General features: G+C 46.2%; 12 protein-coding genes and 1 pseudogene. 3 read left to right on the plus strand and 10 right to left on the minus strand.

Annotated elements, in window-relative coordinates:
• Nucleotides 1-5 precede the first annotated feature (5 nt).
• Nucleotides 6-548 carry a glycine cleavage system protein R gene (locus OH455_RS22085; protein ID WP_045976705.1) on the minus strand — a complete coding sequence of 181 codons (543 nt, stop codon included), beginning with the start codon at nt 546-548 and terminating at the stop codon, nt 6-8.
• Nucleotides 549-848: 300 nt separating this feature from the next.
• On the opposite strand from OH455_RS22085, the gene dapA reads away from it, so the two are divergent.
• Nucleotides 849-1,727: a 4-hydroxy-tetrahydrodipicolinate synthase gene (gene dapA / locus OH455_RS22090; protein ID WP_269982804.1), complete on the plus strand. Its 879-nt coding sequence runs from the start codon at nt 849-851 to the stop codon at nt 1,725-1,727.
• A gap of 54 nt (nt 1,728-1,781) precedes the next feature.
• Complete coding sequence (bamC, locus tag OH455_RS22095; protein WP_206371681.1) at nt 1,782-2,807, plus strand: outer membrane protein assembly factor BamC; 1,026 nt, start codon at nt 1,782-1,784, stop codon at nt 2,805-2,807.
• A 74-nt stretch (nt 2,808-2,881) separates the two neighbouring features.
• On the opposite strand, the gene OH455_RS22100 is transcribed toward bamC, so the two are convergent.
• The gene (locus OH455_RS22100; protein ID WP_269982805.1) at nt 2,882-4,207 is read right to left on the minus strand and encodes a Na+/H+ antiporter family protein; all 1,326 of its coding nucleotides are present in this window, start codon (nt 4,205-4,207) and stop codon (nt 2,882-2,884) included.
• A gap of 28 nt (nt 4,208-4,235) precedes the next feature.
• On the minus strand, nt 4,236-4,895 hold the full coding sequence (gene rnt, locus OH455_RS22105; protein WP_206371683.1) for a ribonuclease T: 660 nt from the start codon (nt 4,893-4,895) through the stop codon (nt 4,236-4,238).
• A 204-nt stretch (nt 4,896-5,099) separates the two neighbouring features.
• Here rnt and motY point away from each other — a divergent pair, with 204 nt between their 5' ends.
• Complete coding sequence (motY, locus tag OH455_RS22110) at nt 5,100-5,981, plus strand: flagellar protein MotY (protein ID WP_206371684.1); 882 nt, start codon at nt 5,100-5,102, stop codon at nt 5,979-5,981.
• Nucleotides 5,982-6,026: 45 nt separating this feature from the next.
• On the opposite strand, the gene OH455_RS22115 is transcribed toward motY, so the two are convergent.
• From OH455_RS22115 to OH455_RS22145, 7 genes and pseudogenes are all read right to left on the minus strand, one after another.
• Nucleotides 6,027-6,464, minus strand: coding sequence for a DUF2753 domain-containing protein (locus OH455_RS22115; RefSeq protein ID WP_045976678.1), 438 nt, complete (start codon nt 6,462-6,464; stop codon nt 6,027-6,029).
• 116 nt (nt 6,465-6,580) lie between these two features.
• The gene (gene gloA, locus OH455_RS22120; protein ID WP_045976677.1) at nt 6,581-6,997 is read right to left on the minus strand and encodes a lactoylglutathione lyase; all 417 of its coding nucleotides are present in this window, start codon (nt 6,995-6,997) and stop codon (nt 6,581-6,583) included.
• Between the two features lie 12 nt (nt 6,998-7,009).
• Entirely contained in the window at nt 7,010-7,651 is a 642-nt protein-coding gene (gene nth / locus OH455_RS22125; RefSeq protein WP_006963075.1) for an endonuclease III, read from the minus strand.
• Nucleotides 7,652-7,684: 33 nt separating this feature from the next.
• Nucleotides 7,685-8,377 (minus strand): electron transport complex subunit E, encoded by a 693-nt coding sequence (locus OH455_RS22130; RefSeq protein ID WP_045976676.1) that lies wholly within the window; start codon nt 8,375-8,377, stop codon nt 7,685-7,687.
• Nucleotides 8,370-9,005, minus strand: a complete 636-nt coding sequence (rsxG, locus tag OH455_RS22135) for an electron transport complex subunit RsxG (protein WP_045976675.1) — start codon at nt 9,003-9,005, stop codon at nt 8,370-8,372. Before rsxG ends, OH455_RS22130 begins: the two co-directional genes overlap by 8 nt.
• Before the next feature lie 8 nt (nt 9,006-9,013).
• A complete protein-coding gene (gene rsxD, locus OH455_RS22140) occupies nt 9,014-10,060 on the minus strand; it encodes an electron transport complex subunit RsxD (protein WP_269982806.1) in 1,047 nt (348 codons plus the stop codon).
• A pseudogene (locus OH455_RS22145) lies at nt 10,060-10,341 on the minus strand (electron transport complex subunit RsxC); the annotation flags it as partial. The gene rsxD and the pseudogene OH455_RS22145, both read right to left, overlap by 1 nt.

A 10,341-nucleotide genomic window follows, 5' to 3' on the forward strand; every position in this document is an offset into this window, starting at 1 on the left:
CCTTTTTATTGACTGTTCTTTATGAAGTTTAACGAGCCTTGAACGCCAAGGCTTGAGCATAATGTTTCGAATTCTTCCTGCAATTGCATCAAATTACAATCAATGTCAACCGTGGCCGTGATGGCAATGTGAAACTGATTTTGCGATGACTGGATTTTCGTTTTGTCTATGGTCTGTGCGCTGAGAGAGGAAAGTCCAATATTTTTATCAGCGAAGAACTGAGTAAATTTCTCTGTTAGGCCAACTTCATCATTGGATTCAACGTAGACTTCCAAACTGTAAGCGTTGTCAGCACGAGCGTGCTGTGATGTACGTTTCATCATGGTGATGAGATCAAGTTGTTGGCCTAATAGTGGCAAAGTGCTCTCAACACGTGTCACGGCTGCGTTGTTGCCTGACAGCAACATAATGAGGGTGAATTCATTGCCAAAAAGCGCAATGCGACTATCAACAATATTGCATCCAGATTGTGTGACAAGGCGAACCACTTGGTTGCAGACACCAGGGCGGTCTGTTCCTACCGCTGTAATCACCAGATGTTGAGTCATAATATCACTTCGAGCATTGTTATGATTATTAACCAGATAGCTTAGCACAGTTACTGAAGAGAAAACTGTCCGCCACATACAAATCTAATGCAATTTTCTTCGCTCGTTGCCAACCTTGTCTCAGGGCTTAGTATTTATAACCTCAGGCTGACAACAAGCGGTAAAAAAGGCGTAAGTTGCTAGAGTTCTAACATCTGATAAATATTCACTCAAATAGGTGATTTAAGCGGGTTTAATTCCTTGTCTTTTTCAATCGCCTTACAGTACCATGCAGACAGTATCTAAATTAGGGAGAAGGACATGTTTTCAGGAAGTATCGTAGCGTTAATTACACCGTTTAATAATGATGGCGAAGTAGATTACGTAAGCCTGAAAAAACTTGTAGATTTTCATGTCGACGCTGGCTCTGATGGCATTGTGGCCGTGGGCACAACAGGTGAATCTGCAACCTTAACTGTGGAAGAGCATGTCAAGGTTGTGACTAAAGTGGTAGAGTTTGCTGAAGGCCGTATTCCTATTATCGCAGGGACAGGTGCAAATGCTACTCATGAATCAGTCACTTTCAGTCGCTTATTGAACAACTCAGGAATTGCTGGTTGTTTAAGTGTGACGCCATACTATAACAAACCAACCCAAGAAGGTTTGTTCCAACACTATAAGGCGATTGCTGAAGAAAGTGACGTACCACAAATCCTGTACAACGTGCCAGGTCGCACTGCGGTAGATTTGTTGCCAGAAACAGTTGCTCGCCTTGCAGAAATCGATAATATCGTGGCGCTGAAAGACGCAACGGGTGATTTGAGCAGAATTGCAATTCATCGTGAACTTTGTGGCAAAGATTTTATCTTACTAAGTGGTGATGATTCGAGTGGCCTCGATTTTGTTAAGCAAGGTGGCCAGGGTGTGATTTCTGTTACGAATAACATCGCAGCGGAAGATATGGCGAAAATGATGAAACTTGCTCTTGAAGGTAAGTACGAAGAAGCCGAAATTATCAACCAACGCTTGATGCTGCTTCATAAAAACTTGTTTGTCGAGTCGAGCCCGATCCCAGTGAAGTGGGCTGCGCATAAAATGGGCTTGATTGCCCATGGTGACTTAAGACTGCCACTGACAGAGTTATCTGAAAATGCTCGTCCAATTGTGGCACAGGCAATGACGGAAGCTTGCATCTACTAAATCAGAATGAATTGCCGAAGCACAAACTTCGGCATTTACTTATCAGGAGTTTCAATGAAATTGTCTCATCAGCTAGTGGTCAGTTCGCTAGCTGTTTTTGTTTTAAGTGCCTGTTCTGGCGATGCCACTCAGCGTCGTCAGGCGAAGGACGATTTTGATTACCTCAATACTCCGCCTCTGACTGAGTGGAATAACATAGAAGGTGTGAATCCGCGTAACTACACCAACTACCAGATCCCTCAAGGAGAGTTTCGTGGTGGTGTCGGTCGTGATGTGGATATTCGCCCACCACAACAGGTTCTGGAGTTGATCCCAGGTGCGCGTGCAGAGCGAAAGAATGGTGAAGTAACCTTGTGGTTACTGCGCCAAGACGAGCTGGATAAAGTCTGGCAAACGGCGCTCAACATGATGCAAGAACAGAACATTGCTATTCGTGTGCAAACGGATAATCGTATCGAGACGGATTGGGTCAGCTGGAAGTCTGAAGACGAAGACGCTGTGATCGGCTCTCGTTACGAAATCACCAGTGTTGAGGCGAACAATCGCTACGGCTTTAAGATCTCTTTGATTGATTGGCGTGAAGCTGGCAAGCAAATGCCAGTCTCTGCAACGAATAAAGAGCGTTATAACGCTTTGATGACAAACCTTGTGACTGCTCGTTACGACTTAGACATTCGTCAAGCGGCGGCGCGTCGTGCTCAAGAGCTGGTTAAGCAGATCCCGATCTCTATGGGTACTGACCGCAGTGGCTTCCCTGTGATTATTGCACGTACGCCATACAACATGCTATGGCCTCGTCTGCCTAAGCTACTGCCTGAAATGGGCTTCACTATTGAAGAGCGTAATCAATCACAAGGTACAGTGAAAGCCAAGTACGCTGCACCAGATGATGCATTCTGGACCGAAATTGGCGTAAAGCCGATTGGACTTTCATCAGGGACTTATACTTTCCTATTCGGTGATTTAGGTAACCGTACATCTATCAACGTGACGGATTCTTCGGGCAAGCCTGTAGAAGAAGAGTTGCTGAAAGACATGGTGCCAGTCCTGTCTGCTGTGGCAGACAAGCACGCTAAGTAACATCCAACAGGTAATAAAAAAGCTGACTATCAAAGTCAGCTTTTTTTATGTGTGTTGATTTTCTGTTGGCTCGACTAGAGAACCATAGCCGCAATCCAACCAAACACAATCAATGGGATGTTGTAGTGAACGAAAGTCGGTACTACGGTTTCCCAAATGTGTTCATGCTGCCCATCAGCATTCAGGCCGGATGTTGGGCCAAGTGTTGAGTCAGAGGCCGGAGACCCTGCATCACCCAATGCAGCGGCGGTACCGACAAGAGCGATTGTTGCCATTGGTGAGAAGCCAAATGCAGCCGCGAGAGGTACGTAAATCGTTGCAATGATAGGGATAGTTGAGAACGACGAGCCTATACCCATAGTCACCAATAGGCCAACAACCAGCATAAGAAGAGCGGCGAGTGGTTTGTTGTCACCGATGCTAGTCGATAGTGCCTCGACCAAAGACTCTACACCGCCAGTTTGCTTCATGACGGCGGCAAACCCAGCGGCCGCAATCATGATGAAACCAATCATCGCCATCATATGTACACCTTTAGTGAACACGTCATGGGTTTCTTTCCATGCGATCACACCACCAAACGTAAAGACCATGAAACCTGCTAAGGCACCGATGATCATCGAGCCTGTGGTTAACTGGACAGTCAGCGCTGCGATGATACCTGCACAAGCAATTAGGATGTTCTTTTTGTTGATTGACGGTGTGTTTTCGTCAACGTGTGTCAGCTCTGTTTCCTTATATTGACGAGGCTTACGGTAACTAAACAAAATGGCTGTTAACAAACCGAAGATCATACCCGCTGCTGGCAGTAACATAGCGACGGGAACTTGGTTTGCCACAACAGACTCTAAACCATTGTCGTGTAGGTTTTTAAGCAAGATGTTGTTGAGGAAGATACCACCGAACCCAACAGGTAACACCATATAAGGTGTGACAAGACCAAAAGTCAGCACACAGGCTATCATACGACGGTCTAGATTCAGCTTGGCAAACACGCCTAATAGAGGTGGAATAAGAATAGGGATAAAGGCGATATGCACAGGAACGATATTCTGAGATGACATGGTCACTAAGATCAGCGCGATTAACACTGCATACTTGAGACCTGTTGACGCAGAGCCATTTTCTTTTCCATGGATGCGTTTGATGACACTGTTGGCCAGTAAGTCAGTAATGCCCGACTTAGAGATTGCTACAGCAAAGGTGCCCAGCATCGCGTAGCTCAAGGCAATCGTTGCACCGCCCCCAAGACCACTTTCGAATGCGGCTACCGCATCATTTAGGCTCATGCCTGCGACCAGTCCACCGACGATAGCACTGAATGTCAGGGCGACCACGACATTCACGCGCATCAGGGCTAGAAGCAGCATGATACATACTGAAATTACCACAGGATTCATAGTTTACTCGTTTGTTGTGTTTACTTTTTTAGTTATTGTCTTCAGCGTCATTATCAACAAGTGGCCAGCCACCTAATGCTTTCCATTTATTGACGATGCCGCAGAAGAGCTCTGCCGTTTTCTGTGTATCGTAAAGGGCAGAGTGGGCTTCTTTATTGTCAAAATCCATCCCTGCGGTTTTACATGCTTTGGCTAATACCGTTTGACCATAAGCCAAGCCGCTTAGCGTAGCGGTATCAAACGTTGCGAAGGGATGGAAAGGGACGCGTTTGAGCTTGCTGCGTTCACTAGCGGCCATAACAAAGTTGTGATCAAAAGTTGCGTTGTGTGCAACCATAATCGCACGACCGCAATCGGCCGCTTTTTGCTCTTTGCGAACAAGCTTATAAATTTCTTTTAGGGCTTCTGATTCTGGTATTGCACCACGCAGTGGGCTGAAGGGATCATGAATGCCGTTAAAATCCAGAGCTTCCTTCTCGAGGTTGGCTCCTTCGAAGGGCTCAACATGAAAATGTATGGTTGAAGCAGGCTGAAGGTTGCCATTTTCATCCATTTTCAGAGTGACGGCACAGATTTCCAGTAGTGCATCTGTTTTAGCGTTAAATCCTGCAGTTTCTACGTCGATAACGACAGGAAAATAGCCACGAAATCGTTTTTTGAGCGTCAGTGCTTCGTTTTCTACAGTCATGTTGGCCTAGTATTATGTGACAAGTGCAGCATTATTGCAGATTCTCGGGGTAAGACAAACCGGATCGTTCAATTAATGATATTCGGTATTTATTGATAGAAATATAGGCGTCAAATGAGTTTCTGGCGAGATTATTGCATTCTAAATGCTGTAGAAGTATTAGCGGCAAATTTGCGCCGCGTTTAGTAAGAGAATCCGCCCCCCATGAAGAGACTGTTGGCCCCTAGTTTAACGTTAACATTCGCCTCTATTGCCTGTTCAGCATCGGCGATGGATGTTCACTATGCGGCTAAGCCACAGCAGTCGCAGTGGCAAATGATAGCAAACACGCCATTGGAGTGTCGGATGGTGCATCCGATCCCAAATTACGGTGACGCTGTTTTTTCTTCCCACGCAAGCAAAAAGATCAATCTTGATTTCGAGCTAAAAATGAAGCGACCAATGGGGAAAACCCGCGACGTGTCATTGGTTTCTATGCCCCCAGTTTGGCGTCCTGGCGACAGTGCGGACCGAATTACTAACATTCGTTTTTTCCAACAGTTCGATGGTTATGTTGGTGGGCAAACAGCGTGGAGTATTCTAACTGAACTCGAAAAAGGGCGTTATCCAACGTTCAGTTATCAGGAATGGCAAAGTCGCGATCAGCGTATAGAAGTGTCATTGTCTTCAGTCTTGTTCCAACCTTCCTACAATGCGTTCAGCGACTGTATCGCGAATTTGTTGCCATACAGCTTTGAAGATATTGCTTTTACTATTTTGCACTATGATCGCTCAAGTGTTCAGTTGAACAAGGCATCGCAGAAGCGCTTAGCCCAGATAGCGGAGTACATTCGCCATAATCAAGACATAGATTTGGTTTTAGTCTCGACATACACCGCGAATGATGAGAGTAAAAGTGCTAGCCAGAATTTGTCAGAGCAGCGAGCGGAAGTTCTGCGCGATTACTTTCAATCTTTAGGCTTACCTGAGGATAGGATTCAGGTTCAGGGCTATGGGCGTCGTCGTCCTGTAGGTGATAACGCTTCACCATTGGGTAAAGACAAAAATCGCCGAGTCGTCATATCTCTGGGACGGACTCAAGTCTGATAGTAAAAACCAGCGCAAGGCTGGTTTTTTTATTGTGCATGACTATTAGTTGAGTCGGAACTTAGCGATCAAGTTACAGTTGGTCGCAGAGTCTATATCCTGGACCAATTTCGCTATCTTTGGATTTGGGTGTCGTTTCATGAATTCGATGAGCGCCTTCTTACAACAGCCCATGGAATCGACGAAGGCATCACAATCGCTATTTGGGCATTGAGGCACCAAGGTAAGGACTTTTTCTGAAGCCAACTGAAGGTATTTGAGTTCGTATTTCGTATCACCAACCGTTCGCCAAAACGAAGCCATATTGTGGCAGGAAATGACAGAGATCATCAGCCTGTCTTCAACATCAATTTCGCTGGAATCACCAATTCTCTCACTTAATGTCAGAGCTTGTTGATAGTGAAGGATACTACGCAGATGATCGTCATTGTTCATTGCCAGATCAGCCAGTAGCGTGTGTTTTTCCCACTCAGCGATACCCATTGTTTTATCACTCTCCGAATTCACAATATCTGGAGATTAAATGATAATTATTATCATGTAAAGTGAAAATAATAGGGCAGCTGAATGCGGCCCTATAGAATTCATGATGAGGTCGTTCAGCCCTCGAGACCTGCTGATGCTTGTTTGTTTTGGATGAGCTCTAGCATATAGCCGTCAGGATCTTTAACGAAGGCAATATGAGTCGTTCCACCTTTTACTGGTCCTGGTTCACGAGTGACATTGCCACCGGCAGCTTTGATGGCATCACAAGTTTGATAGATATTTTCAACACCGATTGCGATATGGCCGAATGCACTACCCAAATCGTACTCTGTGGTGCCCCAGTTGTACGTCAGTTCAATGACTGCTCCTTGAGATTCATCGCCGTAACCCAAGAAGGCAAGCGTGTACTCATATTCTTTATTTTCATTGGTACGCAGTAACTGCATCCCCATGACTTCAGTATAAAATTGGATCGATTTATCTAAATTACCCACACGTAGCATGGTGTGTAAAATACGCCCGTTTGACATTGCTTTGCTCTCCTAGTTTTCTGGGTAAACTTTCTCTTTAAACTCACATAAGTCTTCAATGATACAGCTACCGCAGCGAGGCTTACGTGCAACGCAGGTGTAGCGTCCATGAAGAATCAACCAATGGTGTACATCGAGTTTGAATTCTTTCGGTACGACTTTAAGTAGCTTCTCTTCAACCTGATCGACATTTTTTCCCATCGCAAACTTGGTACGGTTCGAGACGCGATAAATATGAGTGTCAACGGCAATCGTCGGCCAGCCAAACGCGGTGTTGAGTACAACGTTGGCAGTTTTTCGTCCGACACCTGGCAGAGCCTCAAGTGCAGCTCTATCTTCAGGGACTTCACCATTATGTTGATCGAGCAGAATACGGCAGGTTTTAATCACGTTCTCTGCTTTTGAGTTAAACAGACCGATGGTCTTGATATACTCTTTGACACCATCGACGCCTAAATCGAACAAGCCTTGTGGTGTGTTTGCCACTGGGTAAAGTTTGTCGGTCGCTTTATTGACGCTGACATCGGTTGCCTGCGCGGATAAGAGCACGGCAATCAACAGTTCGAAAGGTGTGCTCCAGTTCAGTTCAGTCTGAGGGTTTGGGTTGTTTTCCCTGAGACGCTCCAGTATTTGTACTCGTTTTTCTTTGTTCATGATGAAGCTGCTTTCCAGTGTGTAAGCCAGTGATTACTGGTTGGTGACGCGAGCTCGTTCAATAGTCGGTTTTTCTAGTTTTGGCTGACGAGCTTCTCGTTGTTTGTCGATGATGTTTTTCAGTGCAATGAGCAATCCAACTCCTATAAAAGCGCCAGGTGGAAGTAGCGCCAGTAAGAAGCTGTTGTCAAAATGGAATATCTCAATTCGTAAAGCACTTGCCCAGTTGCCAAGCAATAGATCAGCACCATCGAATAGGGTACCGTTACCAATTACTTCGCGCATTGCGCCCAAGACAACAAGGACACTCGTCATGCCTAGTCCCATCCAGAATCCATCTTGTGCGGAAGGTAATACATCGTTCTTTGAAGCAAACGCTTCTGCGCGGCCAATGATGATGCAGTTGGTTACGATCAGAGGAATGAAAATACCCAAAGATAGATAAAGGCCATAGGCGTAAGCATTCATCAGCAATTGAACGCAGGTGACCAAAGCGGCAATGATCATCACGAAAACAGGGATGCGTACTTCTTTTGGCACATAGTCACGTACTAGAGACACAGTAACGTTGGAACCAACCAATACCAGTAATGTGGCAATGCCCAAACCCAAAGCATTGGTGACGGTTGAAGATACCGCCAGCAATGGACAGAGACCCAGCAGTTGAACCAGAGCTGGGTTGTTGTCCCACATACCGTTTTTAATCAGTGTTTTATGATCACTCATTGTTGCCTCCACAATGGCGTGGCTGGTTTTGAATCTGTGTGCGGTTTTCGTTGACAAATTGTACTGTATTTTTTACTGCTTTGACGACGGCTCTTGGCGTTATCGTTGCCCCAGTAAACTGATCGAATTGTCCACCATCTTTGCGTACTTTCCAATCCGCTTCATTTTCAGGCGTGACCTTTTTACCAGCGAAGCTCAGGATCCAATCGGTGACACGCAAGTCAATTTTATCGCCCAGTCCAGGTGTTTCTTGATGATTCAGAACTCGTGTTCCTAAAACTTTGCCGTCTTGTTGGATACCAACAATAATTTTAATCGCGCCGTTGTAACCATCTGGGGCGATAGCCTCTATCGCCAATGCAGTCGGTTTGCCATTTTTACTCGCCATATAGACAGGCATGGTTTCGTCAGTGCCTAAAGCAGGATCGGAAACCAAGGTGCAGGACTCATATAAGCTGTTGTCATGCATCTCAGGAGGAATAACTTGGTTGAGGACAGACAGCAGTTGCGCTTGTTCTTGCTGGCTGATTTGATCTTTGGTCAAATAGTGCGTGAGTGCGACCACGCCTGTTGAAGCACAGGCGAAAATGGCGAGTATTGCACCGTTTTTGCGAATAGCGTTTAGCATGCTGCTCCTTAGTGGCCGTAGGTTCTAGGCTTGGTGTAGTAATCGATCAAGGGCACACACATGTTGCCAAGCAGTACCGCAAAGGCGACACCGTCAGGGAAGCCTCCCCAACTTCGGATAATGAATACCATTGCGCCAATGAAAGCACCGAAAATCAGTCGCCCTTTGACCGTCGTAGAAGCAGAAACGGGGTCGGTGGCAATAAAGAAAGCACCGAGCATGGTCGCTCCGGAGAGTATATGTATGAGCGGAGACGCCGTCTCTCCTGGGATCAAGATAGCAAACAAGCCGCTCATCACCGTCAGGCTAACTAGGAAGCTTACCGGGATATGCCAGTTGATCACTCTTAACTTGATCAGTACTAATCCACCGGCTAAATAAGCTAGGTTGACCCATTCCCAACCGATACCTGCCAGACCACTGAATTGAGGCTGGTGGAGAGCCTCGGCAGCCGTATTTCCTGTATGCAGTGCGGTTTTGAAAGCATCGAGTGGCGTTGCCATCGTCGTGCCATCTACACCCGTTCGAATCTGCTGAAGTGATAAACCATCTAGGTTAAACCCAGTGAAAATCAGTGAAAAAGCATCACCTAACGAACTTGTTGTAGGCTGCAGTTCGGCGGGTGATATCCAACTGGTCATTTGCACTGGGAAGGAAATAAGCAATACCACATAAGCGACCATGGCAGGGTTAAAGAGATTCTGCCCAATACCGCCATACAGATGCTTGGCAATCAAAATCGCAAAAATTAAACCAATCGTGATGAGCCACCAAGGTGATAGTGGGGGGATCGCTACAGCAAGTAACCAAGCTGTTACTATTGCACTATTGTCCCGCAAGGCTGACATCGGATGGCGTTTCCGCGCGAACATGACACCTGCTTCAAGCAAAAGCCCAACAATAATGCCAAAGCCGAGTTGAATTAATGTTCCCCAGCCAAAAAAGTAGGTCTGAGCGATTAAGCCGGGCAAAGCACACATCGCCACCCACTTCATTAGATCTGGGGTGCTTCTCCGGTTGTGAGCGTGGGGTGAGCTGGCAATGAAAAAGGCCACTACTCGTTCTCCTCAAATTTATTGTTTTGTTCTTGTTGAGCTTTACGTGCTTTCGCGCGTGCGATGGCCGCAGCAACAGCGGCTTTTTTTGGATCTTCTTCAGCAGCTTCAACGCTTGCTGGTTCGGTGGTCAGAGTATCCGATGATGCTTGCTGCTGCGCTTTACGAGCTTTAGCACGAGCAATGGCAGCAGCAACAGCGGCTTTTTTTGGATCTTCTTGAGCAGCTTCAACGCTTACTGTTTCGGTGGTGACAGGCTCCGATTGGCCTTCTTGCTGCGC

It is taken from the genome of Vibrio sp. T11.5 (genome assembly GCF_027587155.1).
GTDB lineage: Bacteria > Pseudomonadota > Gammaproteobacteria > Enterobacterales > Vibrionaceae > Vibrio > Vibrio neptunius.

Bases quoted from the DNA above. Each gene is read 5' to 3' on its own strand.
- gloA (WP_045976677.1), bottom strand. From the start codon at position 6,997: ATGTCAAACGGGCGTATTTTACACACCATGCTACGTGTGGGTAATTTA.
- OH455_RS22100 (WP_269982805.1), bottom strand. From the start codon at position 4,207: ATGAATCCTGTGGTAATTTCAGTATGTATCATGCTGCTTCTAGCCCTG.
- bamC (WP_206371681.1), top strand. From the start codon at position 1,782: ATGAAATTGTCTCATCAGCTAGTGGTCAGTTCGCTAGCTGTTTTTGTT.
- dapA (WP_269982804.1), top strand. From the start codon at position 849: ATGTTTTCAGGAAGTATCGTAGCGTTAATTACACCGTTTAATAATGAT.
- OH455_RS22130 (WP_045976676.1), bottom strand. From the start codon at position 8,377: ATGAGTGATCATAAAACACTGATTAAAAACGGTATGTGGGACAACAAC.
- rsxG (WP_045976675.1), bottom strand. From the start codon at position 9,005: ATGCTAAACGCTATTCGCAAAAACGGTGCAATACTCGCCATTTTCGCC.
- motY (WP_206371684.1), top strand. From the start codon at position 5,100: ATGAAGAGACTGTTGGCCCCTAGTTTAACGTTAACATTCGCCTCTATT.
- OH455_RS22085 (WP_045976705.1), bottom strand. From the start codon at position 548: ATGACTCAACATCTGGTGATTACAGCGGTAGGAACAGACCGCCCTGGT.
- rnt (WP_206371683.1), bottom strand. From the start codon at position 4,895: ATGACTGTAGAAAACGAAGCACTGACGCTCAAAAAACGATTTCGTGGC.
- OH455_RS22115 (WP_045976678.1), bottom strand. From the start codon at position 6,464: ATGGGTATCGCTGAGTGGGAAAAACACACGCTACTGGCTGATCTGGCA.
- nth (WP_006963075.1), bottom strand. From the start codon at position 7,651: ATGAACAAAGAAAAACGAGTACAAATACTGGAGCGTCTCAGGGAAAAC.